This window comes from Streptomyces sp. NPDC002643 (assembly GCF_053592555.1).
Genome location: NZ_JBSFVY010000004.1, coordinates 265,158 through 285,904, shown reverse-complemented (window position 1 = coordinate 285,904; position 20,747 = coordinate 265,158). Strand labels below are relative to the sequence as shown.

The 20,747-nt window shown below is 72.4% G+C and carries 17 protein-coding genes and 1 pseudogene; 5 read left to right on the top strand and 13 right to left on the bottom strand.

Going from position 1 to position 20,747, the window contains the following annotated elements:
* Positions 1-268: 268 nt before the first annotated feature.
* The gene (locus ACWD4G_RS08240) at positions 269-2,044 is read left to right on the top strand and encodes an IclR family transcriptional regulator domain-containing protein (protein WP_451291424.1); all 1,776 of its coding nucleotides are present in this window, start codon (positions 269-271) and stop codon (positions 2,042-2,044) included.
* An 81-nt stretch (positions 2,045-2,125) separates the two neighbouring features.
* On the opposite strand, the gene ACWD4G_RS08235 is transcribed toward ACWD4G_RS08240, so the two are convergent.
* The 3 genes from ACWD4G_RS08235 to ACWD4G_RS08225 all read right to left on the bottom strand — a co-directional run bounded on the left by ACWD4G_RS08235 (position 2,126) and on the right by ACWD4G_RS08225 (position 4,920).
* Positions 2,126-2,938, bottom strand: a complete 813-nt coding sequence (locus ACWD4G_RS08235) for an ABC transporter permease (protein ID WP_451291423.1) — start codon at positions 2,936-2,938, stop codon at positions 2,126-2,128.
* Positions 2,939-2,943: 5 nt separating this feature from the next.
* A complete protein-coding gene (locus ACWD4G_RS08230) occupies positions 2,944-3,678 on the bottom strand; it encodes an ABC transporter permease (protein WP_451291688.1) in 735 nt (244 codons plus the stop codon).
* 126 nt (positions 3,679-3,804) lie between these two features.
* Positions 3,805-4,920 carry an ABC transporter ATP-binding protein gene (locus tag ACWD4G_RS08225; protein ID WP_451291421.1) on the bottom strand — a complete coding sequence of 372 codons (1,116 nt, stop codon included), beginning with the start codon at positions 4,918-4,920 and terminating at the stop codon, positions 3,805-3,807.
* A 324-nt stretch (positions 4,921-5,244) separates the two neighbouring features.
* Between ACWD4G_RS08225 and ACWD4G_RS08220 the strand changes: the two genes are divergently transcribed.
* Together ACWD4G_RS08220 and ACWD4G_RS08215 are read left to right on the top strand one after the other, a co-directional pair.
* A complete protein-coding gene (locus ACWD4G_RS08220) occupies positions 5,245-5,991 on the top strand; it encodes an FHA domain-containing protein (protein WP_451291420.1) in 747 nt (248 codons plus the stop codon).
* Positions 5,988-7,409, top strand: a complete 1,422-nt coding sequence (locus ACWD4G_RS08215; RefSeq protein ID WP_451291419.1) for a protein kinase domain-containing protein — start codon at positions 5,988-5,990, stop codon at positions 7,407-7,409. The genes ACWD4G_RS08220 and ACWD4G_RS08215 overlap by 4 nt, the downstream gene beginning before the upstream one ends.
* 34 nt (positions 7,410-7,443) lie before the next feature.
* Here the strand turns inward: ACWD4G_RS08215 and ACWD4G_RS08210 are convergent, their stop codons facing one another.
* The 6 genes from ACWD4G_RS08210 to ACWD4G_RS08185 all read right to left on the bottom strand — a co-directional run bounded on the left by ACWD4G_RS08210 (position 7,444) and on the right by ACWD4G_RS08185 (position 14,721).
* On the bottom strand, positions 7,444-8,484 hold the full coding sequence (locus tag ACWD4G_RS08210) for a MarR family transcriptional regulator (protein WP_451291418.1): 1,041 nt from the start codon (positions 8,482-8,484) through the stop codon (positions 7,444-7,446).
* A gap of 115 nt (positions 8,485-8,599) precedes the next feature.
* Positions 8,600-8,944: a DoxX family protein gene (locus ACWD4G_RS08205; protein ID WP_451291416.1), complete on the bottom strand. Its 345-nt coding sequence runs from the start codon at positions 8,942-8,944 to the stop codon at positions 8,600-8,602.
* Complete coding sequence (locus ACWD4G_RS08200; protein ID WP_451291415.1) at positions 8,941-10,920, bottom strand: acetoacetate--CoA ligase; 1,980 nt, start codon at positions 10,918-10,920, stop codon at positions 8,941-8,943. Before ACWD4G_RS08200 ends, ACWD4G_RS08205 begins: the two co-directional genes overlap by 4 nt.
* Positions 10,917-12,542, bottom strand: a complete 1,626-nt coding sequence (gene mhpA / locus ACWD4G_RS08195) for a bifunctional 3-(3-hydroxy-phenyl)propionate/3-hydroxycinnamic acid hydroxylase MhpA (RefSeq protein ID WP_451291414.1) — start codon at positions 12,540-12,542, stop codon at positions 10,917-10,919. Before mhpA ends, ACWD4G_RS08200 begins: the two co-directional genes overlap by 4 nt.
* A gap of 62 nt (positions 12,543-12,604) precedes the next feature.
* Positions 12,605-13,543, bottom strand: a complete 939-nt coding sequence (locus ACWD4G_RS08190) for a fumarylacetoacetate hydrolase family protein (protein WP_451291413.1) — start codon at positions 13,541-13,543, stop codon at positions 12,605-12,607.
* Positions 13,544-13,566: 23 nt separating this feature from the next.
* Positions 13,567-14,721 carry a VOC family protein gene (locus ACWD4G_RS08185; RefSeq protein ID WP_451291412.1) on the bottom strand — a complete coding sequence of 385 codons (1,155 nt, stop codon included), beginning with the start codon at positions 14,719-14,721 and terminating at the stop codon, positions 13,567-13,569.
* A gap of 135 nt (positions 14,722-14,856) precedes the next feature.
* On the opposite strand from ACWD4G_RS08185, the gene ACWD4G_RS08180 reads away from it, so the two are divergent.
* Positions 14,857-15,492 carry a TetR/AcrR family transcriptional regulator gene (locus ACWD4G_RS08180; protein ID WP_451291411.1) on the top strand — a complete coding sequence of 212 codons (636 nt, stop codon included), beginning with the start codon at positions 14,857-14,859 and terminating at the stop codon, positions 15,490-15,492.
* Between the two features lie 81 nt (positions 15,493-15,573).
* On the opposite strand, the gene ACWD4G_RS08175 is transcribed toward ACWD4G_RS08180, so the two are convergent.
* Positions 15,574-16,371: an LmeA family phospholipid-binding protein gene (locus ACWD4G_RS08175; RefSeq protein WP_451291410.1), complete on the bottom strand. Its 798-nt coding sequence runs from the start codon at positions 16,369-16,371 to the stop codon at positions 15,574-15,576.
* Positions 16,372-16,434: 63 nt separating this feature from the next.
* Positions 16,435-17,073 (bottom strand): TetR/AcrR family transcriptional regulator, encoded by a 639-nt coding sequence (locus tag ACWD4G_RS08170; protein WP_451291409.1) that lies wholly within the window; start codon positions 17,071-17,073, stop codon positions 16,435-16,437.
* Between the two features lie 378 nt (positions 17,074-17,451).
* Here ACWD4G_RS08170 and ACWD4G_RS08165 point away from each other — a divergent pair, with 378 nt between their 5' ends.
* Positions 17,452-19,074, top strand: a complete 1,623-nt coding sequence (locus ACWD4G_RS08165; protein ID WP_451291407.1) for an MFS transporter — start codon at positions 17,452-17,454, stop codon at positions 19,072-19,074.
* A 217-nt stretch (positions 19,075-19,291) separates the two neighbouring features.
* Here the strand turns inward: ACWD4G_RS08165 and ACWD4G_RS08160 are convergent.
* Together ACWD4G_RS08160 and ACWD4G_RS08155 are read right to left on the bottom strand one after the other, a co-directional pair.
* Positions 19,292-19,511, bottom strand: a pseudogene (locus ACWD4G_RS08160) (hypothetical protein); the annotation flags it as partial.
* Positions 19,512-19,892: 381 nt separating this feature from the next.
* The gene (locus ACWD4G_RS08155; protein WP_451291406.1) at positions 19,893-20,594 is read right to left on the bottom strand and encodes a TetR family transcriptional regulator; all 702 of its coding nucleotides are present in this window, start codon (positions 20,592-20,594) and stop codon (positions 19,893-19,895) included.
* Positions 20,595-20,747 lie beyond the last annotated feature (153 nt).

Sequence of the window (20,747 nt, the reverse complement as noted above, 5' to 3'; positions counted from 1 at the left end):
CGAAGGGGGACGCGGAAGGGGCGGGCGGGGCGGCCTCCTCGGCGGGCGGGGGGGGGGGGGGGGGGGCGGGGGGGGGGGGGGGGGGGTTGCTCGCGCAGTTCCCCGCGCCCCTGAAAAAGCAGGGGCTGCGCCCCGCTTTTTCATCGGGCCGCAGGCCCATGCCTTTAAGGGGCGCGGGGAACTGCGCGAGCAACCCCCACCCACCCGCAGTCGCGAACCGACCCCCTCCCCCGAGCTACTAGGCGCCCACCCCGTTTACGGTGACCCCATGCTCCCGAACGTCACCAACTCCGCCCCGCCGGAGGCCCTCGCCCCGCCGGAGGCCCCCGCTCCGCCGGAGGCCGTCGCCCCCCTGATGCGGGGCATCTCCGTGCTGCGGCGGCTCACGGAGGCGGACGGGACGTTGAGTCTCAGTCGGCTGGAGAAGGCCACGGGGCTCGCGCGTTCCACGGTCGACCGGATCACCGCGACGCTGGCCCGCATGGGCTACGTACGGCTGGACGGCCGCGACGCGGTTCTCGCCCCGCGTCTGATGGAGCTGGGCAACGCCTACCTCGCCGCCCTCCGCCTCCCCCGGCTCCTCGACGCGTACGCCGACGCCCTCGCCGACGAGCTGGACGAGTCGGTGTCCCTCGCGGTCGCCGACCGCGACGGCGTCCGCTTCATCCACCAGGCCACCCGCCGCCGCGCGATGTCCCTCAGTTTCCGCATAGGCGACCTCCTGCCAGCCGAGCGCACCGCCCCCGGCCCCCTCTTCGCCACCGAGTGGGGCCCCGACGAGTGGGCGCGCTGGCGCACCCGGCGTGCGGCCGACCCCGAGGGCCACGGCTTCCCGGCCGTGCCGCCCCGCGCGGGCGCGTACGACGACTTCGAGGCCCGTACGGCCCAGGCGGCGGCCCAGGGGTGGGCCCTGGACGACCAGTTGATCGAACCGGGGCTGGTGGCGGTGTCCGTACCGGTACGCGATCCGAGGAGCGGCCGGATCGCGTGCGTGGCCAACGTCGTCAGCCACACCAGTCGGCACACGGCGGAGTCCCTGCGTACGGCGTTGCTGCCGCGTCTTCGGGCGACGGTGGCCGAGATGGAGCGGGAGCTGCGCACCGCCGAAGCCTCCCGCCCGAACGCCCACCGCCCGGATACCCCCGACCCGAACGCCCCCGGTCCGGACACCCCCCGTCCGGACGCCTCCCGCCCGGACGCCCCCTCCCCCACGCCCGCCCCCTCCGGGCTCGCCGCCTGGACCGGGGCCTCCAAGCAGGAGCTGGGCCGGGAGTTCATCGAGTCGCTGGCTCGGGGGCTGACCGTGATCACCTCGTTCGGGGAGGGGCGGGCCGAGTTGACGCTCACCGATGTCGCGCAGGCCACGGGGCTCGCCCGGGCGACGGCCCGGCGCGCGCTGATCACCCTCGAACACCTCGGGTACGTCACGTCGTCCGACCGTTTCTTCCGGCTGACGCCCCGGGTGTTGGGCCTCGGTTTTCCGCCGCTGTCGATGCTGGCGCTGCCGCGGATCGCCGCCCCGCATCTGGCCGAACTGTCCGGGCGGGTCCATGACTCGGCGTCGTTGGCGGTGCTGACCGGGGACGGGGAGGAGGTGCAGTACACGGCGCGGGTCGCCACGAGCCGGATCATGAGCGTCAACATCACGCTCGGGACGCGGCTGCCGGCCTACGCGACCTCCCTGGGCCGGGTGATGCTCGCCGACCTCCCCCCGGACGCCGTCCCCCTCCCCGCCGAACTCGCCCCGCTGACTCCGCACACGATCACCGACCGGGAGGAGCTGCGGGCGGTGCTGGACCGGGTGCGGGAGGCCGGTTTCGCCCTGGTCGACGGGGAGTTGGAGGAGGGGCTGCGCTCCATCGCCGTACCCGTACGGGATCGGGACGGCCGCGCTGTCGCCGCCGTGAACGTGGCGATGCACAGCAGCCGGCGCAGCGTCGAGGAGTGCGTGGCGGACGTGCTGCCGGAGCTGCGGGCGGCGGTGGACCGGGTGGAGACGGAGCTGAGCGTGGCGGGGAGGTTCAGGAGGGTGCCGGGGGTCTGACGGACCTCGGCACGCCTCCTGAACCGGGGGTCTGACGGACCTCGGCAGTCCTCCTGAACCTGCCCGACCAGCCCTGGCGGCCTACCCGTTGACCCCCGTGTACCGGCTCAGGCTCCAGTTCCACAGCAGCCGGGAGAGCACGAAGGCGACCAGGCCGATGAGCGGGGCGGCGATGGCCAGGGCGGCCGGTACGCCCATCGCGTCCGCGTGGCCGGTGAGGACCCCGGCCGGGAAGTACGCGATGAAGGCGAGCGGCACGACGAAGGTGAACGCGGCGGAGGCGGCCTTCGGGAGGATGCTCAGCGGATAGCTGCCGAAGGTCCCCATCAGCTCCTCCAGCCACTGGCTCCAGTACGAGGTGGCCGGGAAGTGGAACGCGGCGGCGGCCAGCGCCGTGAACATCGCGGCCTCGATCAGCATCCCGCCGAGCACACCGGCCACGACGTACCCGATCCGCCCCGGGGTCCAGTCGTGCGTACTGCGCTGGATCGCGCCGATGAACAGACCGACGGCCACGATCAGGTCGCCGATGGCGTTGACCGGGAAGAAGGCCAGCTGGACCTGCCGGTACACCGGCATCGGACGGATCAGACAGGGGTCGACGAGCCCCTCCTGGACGAGCACGCTCATGTACTGCACCCGGCCCAGGAAGAGCACATACAGACCGTGGCTGAGCATGCGCATGCTCGCGATCAGCAGTACGTCGGAGCTGGACCAGCCGCCGAGCCCCGGGAAGCGGGTCAGCAGCACCGAGGCGAACACGATGATCGAGACCTGCCAGATCGCCCCGATGGCGATCCCCATCAGGAACTCGCCCCGGTACTCCAGCCGGGCCTTGAAGTTGAGCTTGGTGATCCGCCAGACGACCCGCAGAGGGTGCGACTTCGTCGTCATCGTCCTCATCCCCCCTGGGCCACGACGCGGCGGCCGGCCCGGTCCCAGAGCCAGCGGGTGAGCAGGGCGAGCAGCACGATCCAGACACCCTGGACCGCCATCTGCCCGAAGGCGTCGTCGACGCCGATCCGTCCGATGTAGATGGAGAGCGGTACGCCGAGCGTCGACTGGAACGGCAGGAACGCGCTGAGCGTGATGAACCAGTCGGGGAAGTACCACAGCGGTGCGTACACGCCGGAGAGCAGGTTCTGCGCGAAGACGATGATGAGGATCGCCGCCTCGTTGCGCAGCGTCCAGAAGCAGAGCAGGTCGACCAGCATCATCACGTAGTACAGGACCAGTTGGCCGAGGAGCAGGCTGGCGAGGAACACCGCCGCGACCTCGGGCGAGCCCGGCGGGGCGACGATGCCGACGGCGAGGGAGAGCGCATAGCCGACGAGCACCCATCCGAAGCCGTACAGCTGGTCGCCGAGGGCGCGCAGGGCGTAGTACCGCCGGGGTTTGAGCGGCCGTAGGTACCAGTAGACGATCGTCCCGAAGCGCAGATGCTGGATGACCATGTCCCGGCCGGCCTGCCGGTCGAGGCCTCGGATGCGGCTCGCGAGTACGGCGAGTACGGCGTAGCCGACGGCCTGGGTCTCGTTCAGCCCGGCGCTGGAGGAGGTGTTGGCGTACAGCCCCCGCCAGAGGTAGACGACCAGGCAGACCTGGACGAACAGCCGGATGGCGGTGGCCGTCATCCGGGGAGGGGCCAGCAGCTCTCCCCGGGGGGTGATCAAGGCGATACGGCGGACCCGGGAGACGAGCGTGCCGATGCCCGGCGCCGCCTCGTTCGGTTTCGGGGGCGCGGTGGTGGTGGCCACGGTTCACCCGCCTTGGGAGGCGGTCGGGACGGCGGATTCGTCGGCGGACGCGTCGGCGGGCTTCTCGGCGCTCGTCTGTGCGCTCGTCGCCTGGGCCGGTACGGCGCTGAGGTAGGCGGCGCGCATGACGTCCTCCAGGTCGTTCTCCTCCAGCGCGAGGTCGGAGACCTGGAACCGCCCGATGATCACCTTGAGCGCCTCGTGGACGGAGGGCGCGTCCGCGCCGACGGGCCCGAACACCAGCCGGGGTCCTTCCCTCCGAAGTACGGCGATGCCCTCGAACCCGGGTAGCCGGGCGGGGTCGATCTCGTGCTCGGAGTCGGCCGTGAGGTCGGCGAGGGTCACCCGGATCTGCCAACTGCCGCCGAAACGGTGCCGTATCTCCTGAAGGGAGCCGTCCAGAACGATCCGCCCGTGGTTGATGAGCACGACCCGCTCTGCGAGCCTCTCGACCTCGGTCATGTCATGGGTGGTGAGCAGCACGGTCCGCTCCCGCTCCTCGACCTGATGCCGCAGGAACCGCCGTACCTGTTCCTTGACCACCACGTCCATGCCGATGGTGGGCTCGTCGAGGAAGACGACGGGAGGGTCGTGGAGGAGCGAGGCGGCGAGATCGCAGCGCACCCGCTGCCCGAGGGACAGATGCCGCACCCGGGTGTCCCAGAACTCGGAGAGTTCGAGCAGTTCGTCGAACTCCGCTATACGGGCCCGGAACTGTTCCCCGGGAACCCCGTAGATGTCCCGGAGGATCTCGAACGACTCCCGGGCGGGCAGGTCCCACCACAGCTGGGTCCGCTGCCCGAACACGGCCCCGATGTTGCGGGCGTTGCGCTCCCGGTCCTTGTGCGGGACGACGCCCGCGACGAGCGCCTCGCCGGAGGTGGGCGTCAGAATCCCGGTGAGCATCTTGATGGTGGTGGACTTCCCGGCCCCGTTGGGTCCGAGCAGGGCGAGCAACTCCCCTTTGCCGACGCTGAATTCGACGTCCTGTACGGCCACCTTGTCGACCCGCTCCGGGCTGACGAGCGACCGCAGGGCGCCGGCGAGCCCCGGCCGGCGCACGGTCGTCTGGAACACCTTGGACAGCCCGCGCGCCTCGATCACCGCAGTCAATGGCATCACATCCACTCTTGCTCATTCGTTCGAAATATCGAACAACATCCGGTGCAACGGCCCATGCTAGGGCTCGAAGGCCACCGAGGAACAACGAAATAAGACCCATCGGTCTCCGGGCCGACCGGCAAGGAGGGGACGGTCAGGACTGCCCGCTCACGGCAGTGATGGCAGGCATGGGCACATGTCACGATTCTGCCGTCGGGCGGGCGACGCGCCGTGTCCGGGAAAGCTTCGCAACCGCACAGTGGGCCCGCCTACCCTGCCCCTTGGTCCGTCGGATCGGGGTGAGTGGGCGGCCCTGCTGGGCCCGGGGGAAGGGGACAGCCCTTGCACAGCATCATCGTCGTACCGCCGTTCTGCGGTGGGCCGGACGACCAGATCAGGATCGGCGGCGGGGAACGCCTCGTCTTCGGCAGGACGGAGACGGAAGGCGGTCTCACCATCGCGCACGCGGGAGTTCCCCGGGTCGCCGGGGAGATCACGGCGACCGGGAGTTACTGGTTGCTGAGCAATCTGAGCGCGGACCAGACATACGTGGTGGAGAACCCGGAGGGCGCCGGCGAGCACATCAAGGTCGCGCCGGGCCGGGTGGAGGCGCCCGTGCCGTTCGAGTTCGCCCGGGTGGTCCTGCCCGCCTCCGGTGATCTGCTCTCCTTCGACGTCTGGGCCCCCCGGCACAGCTACCGCGACACCGACCGCCGTGGGCTGCCCGGCGCGATGACCGCGCCGGCGTTCGCCCTGGACCGCGCGAGCCGGTACTTCGCGGTGCTGGTCGCCCTGTGCGAGCCCCGGCTGCGCGGCGAACCGCACGCCCCGCCGCCCACGGTCGAGCAGTTGGTCGACCTGCTGCGCCCCACCTGGCCGCAGGTCAGCCGCTCCGCCGTCTACTGGAACATCGACTACCTCGCCCTCAAGCTGCGGCTGCGGCCCGGCCCGGAGGCGGCCGAGCCGGGGCGGCGCGTCAACGGCAAGAAGGAGTCCCTGGTCTCACTCGCGCTGCGCTTCGATCTGGTCCGCGAGGACGACCTCGTCGTCCTCGCCTCCGCCACGGCCGAGGGGGTGGTCCGCCGATGACCGGGAAGCCGCACTCCGACGCCGTCGCCGTCGCCGTGCCGAAGGGGTACCGGATCGGCTCGTGGGAGGTCCGCGAGCCGATCGCCTCCGGCGCGTTCGCCACCGTGTACGAGGCCCGCCGCGTCGGGGACGGAGAGGTCGGGGACGGAGAAGCGGAGGCGGCGCTGCCGCGCCGAGCCGGCGAGGAGGGCGCGGGCGTCGGCCTGCCCCGCCGGGCCGCGCTGAAGTTCCTGCCGACCGGCACCCGTACGCCTCGGCAACTGCGTCATCTGCGCGAACTGGCCGACCGCGAGGTGCAGTTGCTGGAGCGGCTGCGCGCGCCCCGGCTGATCCGCATGTACGAGACCCTGACGGTCGACGATCCGGGCCACCCGGAGCTGGACGGCGCCACCGTCCTCGTCCTGGAGCGGGCCGAGGGCTCCCTGGACGCCGTGCTGAAGAGGACGCCGACCCCCGAGGCGGGCCCCGCGCTGCTGGCCCAGATCTGCCAGGGCCTGCACCAGCTGCACCACGCGGGCTGGCTCCACGGCGATCTGAAACCGGCCAACGTGCTGCTGATGAAGGACGGTTCGGTACGGCTGGCCGACTTCAACATGGCGGCCGAACTGCAGGGCACGCACGCCTACGCCCCGGCGTTCGCGACCCCCGACTACACCGCGCCGGAGCTGCTGTGGCCCGAGGTCGACGAGCGGGGCGCCCGGGTGCGGCCCACCGCCGACGTCTGGGCCTTCGGCGTGCTCTGCCATGTCGTCCTGACGGGTACGTTCCCGCTCCCGGGTGCCACCGCCGAGGCCCGCGCCGACGCGGCGACACGGTACGTGCGCGGCACCGAGGAACTGCGGCTGTCCCCCGAACTCCCGGAGGCCTGGCAGCGGATCGTCCGCGACTGTCTGGCCGCCACCCACCAGGAGCGCGTCGTCGACACCGCCTCGCTGCTGCGCCGGGTGGAGCGGGCCGCCGGTGCCGCGCCGTCGGGCCGCCTGCCCAGACTGCGGCCCCGGCGGTGGCGGCGCCCCGTGCTGGCGGGCGTGTTCGCCGCGGCGGCGCTCGGGGCGGCGGCGGTGACATACACCGAGTCGCGGGCGGACCCCGAGGCGCGGGCGGTGGCGACCGCCCCGCCCACCTGCGAGAAACCGGCGGTGTACGAGGACGACGAGCACGGCCTCGGCTACACGGCCGGCTGGAACGGCACCTGGGACTTCACCATCAAGCGGGGCGACGGGGGCAGTCAGGTCCGCGAGGCCCAGTGCCTGCTCAGACATCTGCACGGCATCACCGAAGTGGGGGAAGCGGACGGCGACTTCGGTCCCCTGACCCAGGCGGCCGTCATCACCTTCCAGAAGCGGGCCGGGCTGGACGCGGACGGCATCGTGGGGCCGAACACGTGGCGCGCGTTGCGCGGGACCGAGAAGCCGTGACGGGCCGGGGCCGGCGGACTCGGCGGCGGCGGCCTCACTCGCCACGGCCACCGTCACCACCGCCGCCACCGCCCGGCGCCCGGGTCGCTGCCCGCAGTACGGACGCTCCGGCCGGTGTGAGGGTGTGCAGCACGGTCGGACCGTGGCGGACGCTGGTGATGAGGCCCGCGTCGCGCAGCAAGGTGGCGTGCCGGCTGGCGGAGGAGGCGGCCACCCCGGCCGCGCGGGCGATCTCGCCGGTCGTGGCGCCGGCCGCCGCCACCGCGTACAGAGCCGCGGCCCGGGAACGCCCCAGCAGCGCGGCCAGCGACTCGACGGGTGAGCCGGCCCGCTCCGCGCGGCGCGGCGCCGGCGGCTCGTGGAGCAGCGGATAGACCAGCACCGGCGGGAGGTCCGGGTCAGCGAGGGTGACGGGGCGCTGCCAGTTGAAGTACGACGGGACCAGCAGCATCCCGCGCCCGTCCAGGTGTACGTCACGGTCCACCGTCGGGTGGTAGTCGACGCGCAGAACGGGGCGTTCCCAGCGCATTCCGGGGCCGAGCCCGGCCAGCATGCCCTCGACGCCGCCGTCCATGACCATCCGGCAGCGCGCCACCCGCTCCGCCTCGACACGGGCGTGGATCTGCTCCTCGTACGGGGCGATGGCGACCTCGTGGTAGGCGCGCAGCACCCGTACCAGTTCCTCGCGGACCGTCGGCTCGGCCAGTCGCGGGGCCCAGGAGGGCGCTCCGACGAGGCGGTCGAGGCGGGCCGTCTCCTTCAGGACCCGGTGCGGCGGGGTGGCCAGGATGGCGTCGAGACCGGCGCCGAGTCCGTCGACGGACTGGTAGGGCGTCAGGAAGTCCGGGAAGTAGGCGGCCCGTGGCAGCAGCGGCAGCAGTACGGTGCGCACCGCTCGTTCCAGGCCCTTCTCCCGTAGTCGCCGGCGGGTGGTGCGGTACCACTCGGCGTAGGCCCAGCGGCCCTGCCGGGTCTGGAGCCGGTGCAGACTGGCGGCGATCTCCCAGAGCGGGTCCGGTACGGCGGACAGTCTGGTTCTGCCCAGGTCGGCGTCGCTGAAATGGATGCGTAGCACGTCGTTCTCCCCCGAGGAAACCGGCTCGTGCGATCGCCCGACGCTAACCCGTACGCCGTCGCGGACGTCCCTGAAAAGTTCCAGGTACGGCCGGCGCGCGGGGCGGGAGCACCGGTCAGCCGGTGGCCATCGCCGTTCCCGCGTAGGTGAGGGCGATCAGGGCCAGTGCGACGGCGGGGACGGCCCGGGGCGGCGGGTCGCCGTGGCGCAGGTGGGCCACGGCCGCCCCGGTCATGAGCAGGGCGAGGCCGGTCGCGGCGGCCACGCCCAGCGGCGTCCAGGTCAGGCCCGTCAGCAGACCGGTGGCCCCGGCGACCTCCAGCGCGCCGACGACGCGGTAGAGCCGGGTCGACATGCCGAGGTGGGCGGCCGCCTCGCGCATGAACGGCACGGCGGCCAGCTTCGCCAGGCCGAGGGGGAGGAAGACCAGGCACAGGGCGACGGCGAGTGCTGTCGTCATGCGGTGGCCCTGCCCTTGCGGCGTTCGTCGCCCAGGCGGGCGTAGTGGGCGATGAGGTCGGGGTCGTCCACGGTGGCCGGGTTGACAACCTGCTCGACCGGGGCGCCCTGGAGGAGCCGTTTGACGGGGACTTCGAGTTTCTTGCCGGTGCGGGTGTGCGGGATGCCCGGCACTTCGAGGATCTCGTCGGGGACGTGGCGCGGTGAGGCTCCGGTCCGGATGGCGTCGCGGATCGTGTCGCGGAGGGTGTCGTCCAGGGTCGCCCCGGCCGCGAGGACCACGAACAGCGGCATCCAGTAGCCGCCGTCCGGCTCCTCCGCGCCGATGACCAGGGCCTCGGCGATCTCGGGGAGGCGTTCGACGACGTCGTGGATGTCGGCGCTGCCCAGGCGGACGCCGTTGCGGTTGAGGGTGGAGTCGGAGCGGCCGTGGATGATCACCGAGCCATGGCCCGTGATCGTGATCCAGTCGCCGTGCCGCCATATGCCCGCGTAGGAGGAGAAGTAGGCGTCGCGGTAGCGGGTGCCGTCGGGGTCGTTCCAGAAGGACAGCGGCATCGACGGCATGGGGCGGGTGACGACCAGCTCGCCGACCTGGTCCACGACCGGGGCGCCCTCGGCGTCGTACGCGGCCAGTGCCACGCCCAGGTGGGGTGCGGACAACTCCCCTGCCCAGACGGGGGTGTTGGGGGCGCTGCCCGCGAAGCCGGACACCACGTCCGTGCCGCCGCTGATGGAGGCCAGCAGCACGTGCTCGCCGACGTGGTCGCGGACCCAGGGGTAGGCGGAGGCGGGCAGGGCGGAGCCGGTGCAGCCGACGACGCGGATCGAGGACAGGTCGTGCCCGGAGGGGTCGATGCCGAACTTGGCCATGCCCAGCAGGTACTGGGGGCTGGTGCCGAAGACGGTGATCCGGTGGCGGGCGGCCAGCTCCCACAGGACGTCGAGCTTGGCGAAGGGCGCCGGGCTGCCGTCGTAGGTGCAGGTCGTGGCGCCGGTCAGGAGGGTGGAGGCGACCAGGTTCCACATCATCCAGTGGGTGGTGGTGTACCACAGGAGGCGGTCGCCGGGGCCGAGGTCGGAGTGCAGGCCCAGCGTCTTGAGGTGCTCCAGCAGGACGCCGCCGTGGCCGTGCACGATGCCCTTGGGCAGGCCGGTGGTGCCGGAGGAGAACACGACCCACAGCGGGTGGTCGAACGGCACCGGCGCGCAGGCGAGTTCCTCGGTGCGGGTGGAGGCGTCCTCCCAGGGGACGACCAGCGAGGGGTACGGCCGCGACGGCCACGGCAGGCCCACGTGGTCGACCAGCACGGTGGCCTTCAGCGTCGGCAGGGAGCCGGCGAGTTCGAGGGTGGCGTCGCGGCGGTCGTGGGTGGTGCCGTTGAAGAGGTAGCCGTCGGCGGCGATCAGGACGGTGGGTTCGAGCTGGCCGAACCGGTCGGCGGCGGCCTTGGGCGCGTAGTCCTGCCCGCACACCGACCAGACGGCGCCCAGGCTCGCGGCGGCGAGGAACGCCACGATGGCGTGCGGGGTGTTGGGCAGATAGCCGGCGACCCGGTCGCCCCTGCCGACGCCGAGGTCGCGCAGGGTGGCGGCGACGGAGGCCACCTGGGCGCGCAGCCGCTCCCCCGTCACCTCGTATGCGGTGCCGGTCTCGTCCAGGGCGATGATCGCGACATCGTCGTCCCCGACATGGCGCAGGGCGTGGTGGGCGTAGTTGAGGGTGGCGCCGGGGAACCAGCGGGCGCCCGGCATGGTCTCCTCGGCCAGGACCCGCTCGTACGGGGTGTCGGCGTCGACGGCGAAGTATGTCCACACCGCGCCCCAGAAGCCCTCCAGGTCGGTGACCGACCACCGGTGCAGGGCCGCGTAGTCGGTGGCGTCCACTCCGGCGTGGCGGGCGAAGTCCGCGATGCGGCTGGCCGCCGCTGCCTCCGGGTCGGGTGTGAAGAACGGGTCCGGATACGACGTCTTCATCGTGTGGTGCTCCTCAACAGGCTTTTCGGGGACGTCCGTTCGGAAGGACCGGGGCTTCGTGTGTCGGGGCTTCGTGTGTCGGGGCTGCGCGTACCGGGGCGTCGCGTGGTGTGCAGCAGGGACGCCCAGTCGGCGGTCGAGGTGAAGTCGCGGCCGCCGGACGGGACGACGTCCATCACGACACGGTCGGGCCGCAGCAGGACCGCGTCCGCGTGTCCGGCGCGCAGCCAGGCGGCGAGCGTGCCGTCGTCGCCGAGTCCGCCCACGGCGACCGCGCGTACGCCGAGGCCGTGGGCGAGCGCGGTCAGCGAGGGCCCGGGTTCGGCGGCGGTCAGGACGGTGAAGGAGTCGCCGAGCACCTCGTCGAGACGGGTGCGCCGGCCGCCGGCGCTCACCCATGGCTGCGGACAGTGCGTGCCCGCCAGGCCCCGGCGGACACCGCGCCGCACCAGCGGCCCGGCGGTCAGCGGCGGGCTGAGGTCGCGTCCGGCCAGCTCGGTCAGGCCGGGTACGCGGCAGGCCGCGGCCAGCGCCCTGCGGCGGAAGGCGGCGGCGCCGTCCTGGCCGCCGGTCATGGCCCAGCCCATGGCGACCGCGAGACGGATCACATGCCGCGCGTGCGGCTTGCGTTCGCTCTCGTACGTCCCCAACAGCCGCTCATCGCCGCCCTGTCGGAGGACTCGGGCCAGCTTCCAGGTGAGGTTGTAGGCGTCCCGGATGCCCGCGCACAGCCCCTGCCCGACGAACGGCGGGGTGAGGTGGGCGGCGTCACCGAGCAGGAAGACACGTCCGGCGCGCCAGCGGTCGGCGACGCGCGCCCGGAAGGTGTACGACGTCTCGCGGACGACCTCGAAGTCCCCGTCGTACGCGGGCGGGAGCCATGGCGCGACCAGCTCGCGCACCGTCTCTTGGCCGTCGCCCAGCCGGAACTCCCAGCGGTAGCGGTCCTCGCCCACCCGCATGAAGGTAGCCGGCCGGTCGGGGTCGCAGACCTGGTCGACGCCCTCCCAGCAGCGGACGTCGGCCGTCGTGCGGACGTCGATGACCTTCCAGCGTTCCTCGAAGCGCAGGTCCTCCCAGACTCCCCCGATGGCTTCGCGGGTGAGGCTGCCCGCGCCGTCGCAGCCGAGGACCGCGTCGGCCCACAGCTCGTGCTCGCCGTCGTCGTCGCGGTAGGTCACCCGGACGGGGCCCGTGGTGTCCGGGCCGACGCCGGTGACCTCGACGCCGCCGCGCAGTTCGCACTCCGGGCGCCGGGCCAGGGCGTCGCGCAGGACGCGTTCCAGCTCGGGCTGGTCGAACATGCTGGACTGCGGATAGCCGTGCGCGCCGTGCGGGGAGCGCCGGAACTCGGCCATCACCCGGTGCCGGGCGTCCAGCAGCCGCAGCCCTCCGGCCGGGCGGGTGATCGCGGTGAACTCCTCGCCGACGCCCGCGGCCTGGAGGATTCTGCGGATCTCGTCGTCGGTGGCGACGGCGCGCGGGAGCGGGTAGACGTCCTGGTGGCGTTCCAGGACGACGCTGCGGACTCCGCGCCGGGCCAGGAGGAGGGCGGCGGTCACGCCCACCGGCCCGGCCCCGACGATCACGACGGGCACGCGGGCGGCTTCGTCGACGGTCATGTGCGGCTCACCTCGGGTGTCGGTTCGCGTCGGTGACGGTCATATGCGGCTCACCTCGGATGTCAGTTCGCGTCGGTGACGGGCGTGCGCTGCTCGCCGAGGTCGATGCGGCCGTCGGGGGTCGCGATCGTCGCCGTGATCACGTCGCCCGTGTGCAGGTAGTGCGGGTTCTTGGCCTGGCTCTTGAAGAAGGCCTTCCACTTCACCGCGGGCGGCAGCAGCGAGCCGATCTTCTCGACCGCCTTGGGCGGCGCCTTCAGGGCCGTGCCGCCGGGGGTGCCGGTCAGCAGCAGATCGCCGGCGTCCAGGGTCTGGAAGCGGGCCAGCAGGGTCAGCGCCCGCGCGGGGCGGACGATCATGTCGGCGAGGGTGCGGTCCTGCCGAAGCTCGCCGTTGACGCTCAACTTCAGCCGCAGGTCCAGGAGTCGGGCGAAGTCCTCGGGCTCCAGCAGCGTGAGGTGGGGGCCGGTGGGTGTGAAGGTGGGGTACGACTTGCTCTCGTAGAACTGGGTCCTGGTCAGCTGCACCTCGCGGGCGCTGATGTCGTTGGTGATCACCAGTCCGGCGACGTACGAGGACAGGTCCCGTTCCTCGACCACGGTGCCGATGGGCAGGGGGGCGCCCATGACGAGGCCGAGTTCGATCTCGTAGTCGAGGAACTGCACATGGGCGGGGCGGACGACGGCGTCGCCGGGGCCGCTGACCGAGCCGGACGCCTTGCGGAAGAAGGCGGGCGGGATGTCGCCGGTGAAGCCCGAATCGCGGGCGTGGCTGCGGTAGTTGACCATCTGGGCGACGACCCGGCAGGGGGTCGTGACCGGCGAGAGCGCCACCAGGTCGGCGACCGGGGTGCCCGGCTCGTCGGAGGCGGCGGCCTCGCGGACGGCGGCCCGGTCGGCCAGCAGCTCGGCGGTGGTGGCGGCCTTGGTGCCGACGCGGACGGCCCGGTCGCCGCGGACGACCCACCAGCCGTCGGATGTGCGCAGGACATTGGTGCTCATGACATGGCTCTCTGTGAAGGGGTTCAGGAGTTGGCGGCCTTGAGCAGGCCGAACAGACGGGCGGGGTCCATCTCGTTGTCGCCGCGCAGGGCCTCGATGACATCGCGGACCCGCTGCGGGGAGGGGCTCGCGCCGAGGAAGTCGCGGGTGGCGGGCGGGCCCCACTGGGCCAGACCGCTGGTCGACATCGGCGCCCAGCCGGGCTCGACGTCGCAGGAGAACAGGTCGCCGTCGGCGAAGTGCTCCAGCATGAAGTGGTCGGGGTCGCGCCAGTAGTCGAAGAGCTGGCTGCCCTGGATGTGCCGGCCGATGCCCCAACTGCGCTTGTAGCCGCGCTCCTTGAGGTACTCGCCACCGGCGGCGATGGAGTCGAGGTCGGTGACCTGGTAGGCCGAGTGGACATAGCCGGTGCCCGGCCCCAGGTGCATGGCCAGCGTGTGGTGGTCGGCCGGCACGCCGCCCAGGTCGCAGCGGATGAACGCCATCGTCGGACCGCGCCCGCGCTGCCCGTCCAGGAACAGGAAGTCGGACACGATCATGCCGAGGGTGTCCAGGTACCAGTCCAGGGCCCGGCCGAACACCCGGGTCTCCAGCACCACATGGCCGAGGCGCTGGACACGGGACGGCTCGCGCGGCGGACGCTGCGTGGCGTTCGTACGACGGTGGTCCGTGCCGAAGTTGAGGAGCAGCGGCCGCTGTTCCGGCAGCGCGGGGAGCTGTTCGCCGCAGTGCGCGACCCGCACCGGGAAGCCCGAGGGGTCGAGCAGGTCGACCACCTGGCCGCCACCGGGAACGGCGGCCCGATCGAGGTCGCGTACGGCCGCTCCGGTGGCGCGGGCCAGCCGGTCCAGGTCGGCCCGCTCGGCCGCCCGGAAGGCCGGGCCGATGAAGCGGGACGTACGGCCGCGCCGGATCACCATGCAGGGCGGGCCGGCGAAGGTGCCGCGCAGCCACAGCTCCCGCTCGGTGCGGGCGGCGATCTGGAAGCCGAAGTCCCGGGCGAAGACCTCGGCGCGGTCCAGGTCGGGCTTCTCGAACTCCAGCCAGGCCAGGTCGGCCACCTTGATCACCGGGTTCCGGGAGCGGCCGGGGTGTTCGCCGCGCAGGGCGCCCTGCTCACTGTGGAGGTCCTGGTGGGCCGTGATGGCGCCGGTCCCGTCGACGCGGATTTCAGACATGGTGCCCTCCGAGCAACATCGCCGTAATGAGGAAATCATCAACTGTGACAGTTCTGTCGTCAAGGCGTTCGCGGGAGGAAATGATGAATTCATCAGGACTGCGATCATCATCGGCCCGGCGGTTAGAATCCCCGCATGCCTATGTCAGCCCCGCCCAGCAACCGGTTCGAGCGGCGTCGCGCGGAGACCCGCAGGGCTCTCGTCCGAGCGGCCCGGCGGATACTCGCCGAGACCGGGGACACGAGCGCCAGCATCCAGGCGATCGCCGAGCGCGCGGACGTCGGCTTCGGGTCGTTCTACAACCACTTCGAGTCCAAGGCGGAGCTGTTCGAGACGGCGGTGGTGGACGCCATGGAGGAGTTCGGCCAGAACTTCGACGAGCGTCTGGCCGGGATCGACGACCCGGCGGAGCTCGTCGCGGCCGGCTTCCGGCTCAGCGCCCGGATGGCCGACTCCCACCCGGAGCTGATGCAGGTCCTGCGCCGCCGCGGCCTCGGGCACATCCACGCGGACAACGGCCTGGCCCGCCGGGCGCTGCGCGATCTCCAGGCCGGCATCGGCTCCGGCCGCTTCACCGCCCTCGACCCGGTGGTCGCCCTCTCGGCGCTGGGCGGAACCCTGCTGTCCCTGGTGGAGCTGCGTTTCGCCCGCCCCGAGGTGGACGGCGACGAGGCCGCGGTGAACCTCGCCGAGATGGTCCTGCGCATGCTGGGCCTGCCTGCGGACGACGCCCATGAGGTCGCCCGCCGCCCCCTCCCCGACCTCGACTGAACGCCCGCCGCCCCCTCCTTGACCCCGACCTGCTCCTTTGCCTCGACCGACCGCCCGCCCCCGCCCACGCGCCCGGCACGTCTACGTACCCGACGACGTATCCGGGCGGAAGGTGACCGACGTACCGGTGAAGCGGGCGTCGATCCCGTCGTCGGTGGTGGTGACCGACCGCAGATGGAGCCCTTCGGGAACGTTCTCCAACGGAATGGGCTCGTCCAGGGCCTTGTCGAACAGTGACTTCAGCGGAGGGATCAGTTCTCCCCGGACGGCACGGACATCCGTGAAGGTGATGCTGTTGCCGCTCGCCGCCGAGACGGCCACGCTCACGGTCACCGCGCCGACGAGCGGCAGACCGGCCGTCGCGTTGATCCGGCCCGGCTCGCCGCCCCGCGACACCTCCACGCCGAGCGCGTTCGTCACATCCGCGTACGACAGATGGGCGGTCGCCCGAACACCGCGCGCGTGCGCCTCGTCGGCACTCCCCGATGTCCTCAGACCGTCCATGCCGACCGTCAGTCTCGTCACCGGCAGGGGCCGGGTCGTGCCGTTCGCGGGGATGTCCTCGGCGGTGAGGTCGACGTGGTCCAGGCGGCCCCGGGCCAGCTGTGTCAGCACGGGAAAGCCGCTGACGTGCACCGAAGGGCGGTCGGCGGTTCCCATCCCGTCCTGGAACGCCTTGGCCGTACGGCTCTCCGCGCGGGCCGCGGCGATACGGTCGACCGCGACCGAGCCGATCAGCAGCGCCGCCAGGGAGGCGCCGACGACGATGATCAGGCGCCGCCTCCTCGGTGTCGGGGCGCTCACATACACGGCTGCGTCGCCGTAGGGCTCGGCGAAGGGCTCGCCGAAGTACTCCTCGTCGCGCTGGGACTGGTACATGGTTCTCCTCTTGGGGTGGTTCTTCGTGAAGTGCGCCTTCGGGTGGTTCTTCGTGAAGTGCGCCTAGGCGCCGTGGTCCTGGGGCCGGACGAGGCCGCGCAGACAGGCCCCGGCGCGGTCGCCGTCCACGCCCATCGCGACCAGGGCGGCGGTCGCGGTGCCCGTGCCGTCGTCACTCCAGGCCCCGCCGTTCACACAGTCCAGGAGCCCCAGCAGGAGTCCCTCCAGCGCCCGGGTCAGCACGACCGGCGGAACGCGGGTCTGAAAGACCCGCTGCCGCTGGCCCCGGCCGATGATCGCCTCCGCCATGTCGCGCGCGGGGGCGAGGACTTCGGCGACCCGTTCGGCCCCGAGGTCCTGCGGGGTGAGGCGGAGCAGGATGCGGTAGCGGTCACCGACGGGCCACACGGCGAGGACGAAGCGCGCCAACTCCGTGACGGCGTCCCCCTCGGCGGCGTCCGGCACCGGGAGCGCCTGCCGCAGCGCCCGCGCGGCCTCCGCCACCAGCCCCTCCACGAGCGCGGCCCGGCCGTTGAAGTGGCCGTAGACCGTACGGCGCACGACACCCGCGGCCTCGGCGATGTCACCGAGGCTGCTGTCGGGGTCGCGGCCGAGTTCCCGTCTGGCCGCTTCGAGGATGCGGGCCCGTGTGAGGCGGGTCCGGCTGCGTTCCGAGGTGTCTGCGACGCGTGCGCCGGTCATGTCGGACCTTCGGTCGTCGGGGGCGGACAGCTCGATAGTTGCACACCGACGGGCAATAAACTAGTCTGCACATCGGCGGGCAATTAGGCCTGTCGTTTGGATCATGCCGGCTTCGAGCTACGGCGCCTTGAGGCTGCCGGTGAGCGGGGTGATGGGGGTCCCTCCCGCGGTGGGGGCACCTCCCGCTCGAACGAAGCTGAGAGTGGGGGAGGAGCCGAGCGTGGGGGAGTGCGTGCCACACCCCGCGGCCCAGGCGTGATCCAAACGACAGGCCCTAACTGCCCCGGTGCCGCGCCCACCCGTGGCCGCACCCGCACCGCACCTCTCGATTCCGAACCCCCGAAGCCACCGCTTCACCTCCTACCGAGGAGCCCGACCATGCCGCTCTTTGCGAAGACACCCGTCGAGAAGATGACCGAGCCCTATCCACGCCGCTGGTGGGCCCTGCTGGTCCTGTGCCTGAGCCTGCTGATCGTCGTGATGGCGAACACCTCGCTGATCGTGGCCGCCCCCGACATGACCAAGGACCTGGAGCTGTCCAGCAGTGACCTGCAGTGGGTCATCGACGGCTACACCGTCCCCTACGCCGCGCTGATGCTGGTCCTCGGCGCGATCGGCGACAAGTACAGCCGCCGCGGCGCCCTGGTCCTGGGCCTGCTGATCTTCGCGGGCGGCTCGGTGATGGGCGGCCTGGTCGACGAGACGAACCTGGTCATCGCCGCCCGCGCGATCATGGGTGTGGGCGCGGCGGTCGTCATGCCGGCCACGCTCTCCCTCTTGGTCGCGATGTTCCCTCGCGGTGAACGGGCGAAGGCCATCACCGCATGGTCGGCCACCTCCGGCCTCGCCATCGCCGCAGGACCGGTGACCGCCGGCTGGCTGCTGGAGGACCACGCCTGGGGCTCCACCTTCCTGATGAACGTGCCCATCGCCGTCCTCGGCGTCGTCGCCGCGCTGCTGCTGGTCCCGCCGTCCAGGGCCGAGGGCATGGGCCGTATCGACTACGTCGGCGGTCTGTTGTCGATCGTCTCGGTCGGCTCCCTGGTCTACGCGACCATCGAGGGCCCGCACTTCGGCTGGGGCGCCGGCCCGGTCACCGCGGCCGTGGTCGCCGGCGTGGGCCTGCTGGCCTTCGTGGCCTGGGAGCTGAAGCACCCGAACCCCATGCTGGACGTGCGCAAGTTCGCCGAGCGGCCCTTCAGCGGTTCGATGCTCGCGGTGCTGTTCTTCTTCTTCGGCACCTTCGGCTCGATCTACTACTCCACCCAGTTCCTGCAGTTCGTCCTCGGCTACGACGCCCTGGAGACCGGCATCCGTCTGCTGCCCCTGGCCGGCGCGGTCTTCGTCGGCGCCGCGGTCACCGCGAAGCTGGCCCCGAAGCTGGGGGTGAAGATCGTCGTGGGCGCCGGCATGGTGATCGGCACGGCGGGCGTCTTCCTGCTCACGGGGATCGGGTCGGGCTCCACCTACACCGATTTCCTGGCGCCCCTGGTGATGCTCGGCTTCGCCATCGGCCTGAGCCTTTCCCCGGCCACCGACACCATCATGGGCTCCTTCCCGGAGGACGAGCTGGGCGTCGGCGGCGGCGCCAACGACACCGCGCTGGAACTCGGTGCCGCCCTGGGCATCGCCATCCTCGGCTCACTGCTGGCCACGTCCTACAAGGACAAGCTGACCGACCTGGTCGGCGGCCACCTCCCGGCCGAGGGCATGGAGATCGCCAAGGACTCGGTCGGCGGCGGCATAGCGGTCGCCGAGGAGGTCGCCAAGAACCCGCAGGGCGGCGTCGAGCAGGCCCAGACCCTGCTGGGGGCGGTGCACGAGTCCTTCGCCCACGCCATCGCCCACACCAGCCTCATCGGCGGCATCATCATGGCCGCCGGAACGCTGATCGTCATCGCCGTCCTGCCCGGCCGCGAGCGCGACGCGGCGACCGGCCGGGAGGAGACGGCCGAGACGACCGAGACGGCCGAGCAGCAGACCGAGACCGTGGACGCCTGACCCCCGGGGTCGGTGCGCACACCGGAGGCCGGCGACCCGAGTCCGGCCTCCTCCACCCCAAGACGGGCCGTGCCTTGAGCGGCACACGGCCCAGGACGGTGCCGGACGGGGACAGCCGGCACCGTCCCTTTTCGCTGTGGGGCGGGTTTGCTGTTGGGCGGTTTGCTGTCGGGCGGGTTTTGCCATCCGGTGGCCTCTGCCGTCCAGTTCTTCTGGGTGGCGACGCGTTCCAGGTGGGCCAGTACGGTCTCGGCGGCCGCGCGGCGGCGGGCCAGGGCCTTGTCGTCCAGCGGGAGCGGCCAGGCCTGGTCGGCGGAGGTCTTGTGCGGGGCGGGGTTCTCGGCGCCCTTCTCGGGTTCGTCGGCCCATGCCTCGATCTCGCCGTGCCCGGCGGGGCGGTGGGCGTACAGCGCCTTGAGGAAGTCGGACGGCCCGCGCCCGGCGGCCTTTGCCGTCCGGCGACGGTGACGCCCCACCTGGACGTCGTCCCGGTACCGCCGTGCCGGTGCCGCCCTCCGTGCCGGTGCCGCCCTCCGTGCCGGTACCGCCGACCGTGCCGGTGCCGCCGACCGTGCCGGTACCGCCGACCGTGCCGGTCAGCTGTCCGTGCCGGTCAGCATGGTGCCGTCCGGCTCGATGGCCGTCCGGTGCACGACGCCGTGCCTTGCCTGCCTCGCCTGCCTTGCCTCGCCATGTCTTGCCACGCCTTGCCATGCCTGCGGGGCCGAGCGGGGCCGAGTTGCGGGCGCGGCTCGTACGAAGGCCCCGGTGGTGGCTTGGCGCCAGGGCCCGTTCGAGCCTCCGCGTGAACAGCCGTACTACGGCTCGATGTCGGCGGCGGCCTCCGCCGTGGCCGTGGCCGTGGCCGTGGTCGTGGTCGTGGTCGTGGTCGTGGCCATGGTCGTGGCGGCCACGGCGTCGACGACGGCGCGTGCCCGCTGCTCCGGGACACCGGCCGCGATGAGCGTGGTGACGGCCGTACGGGTGCCGTCGTCCTCCAGCGCGCCGGTGTTGACCTCTTCCAGCAGGGCGACTGTCATCGCCTCCAGACCGGCGCTCAGCACCGGGGCGGGCAGATGGGAGTGGAAGACGCCGTCCCGCTGTCCCCGCTCCAGGATGGCCGTGACCCTCACCCGGGCGGGCTCCAGAATCCCGGCGACACGTTCCACGCCGAGGTCCCGCCGGGCCAGCGCGAGGAGCATCCGGTAGCGGTCGCCGACGGGCCAGAGCGACAACGAGAAGTGGGCGAGCGCCCGGTCGGCCGGCTCCGTCACCCCCGCAACGACCGCCACGGCGGCCTGGAGCGCCTCGGCGGCCTCCTCGGCCAGCGCGTCCAGCAGTGCCGCCCGTCCGGGGAAGTGCCCGAACAGCGTGCGCCGTACGACACCGGAGGCGCGGGCCAGCTCCTCCAGGGTGATGTCGGGGTTCCGCCCGAGCTCCTGGCGCGCGGTGGCCAGGATGCGCGCCCGGTTGGACCGCGCGTTGCGCCGCTGGGGCACACGGCCGACGGGCTGGGACACGAAACGAACCTCGCGGGAGCCGGAACGAGAACGGACCTCCCCATTCTGGCACGCGGGCCCCGACCGCTCCCGGGCCCCGGCCCCCGGTGAACAGGGTGGTGGACGCGGCTCTGCGGGCGTGGGCGCCGTAAAACCGCGGCGTCGTGGCGCCGC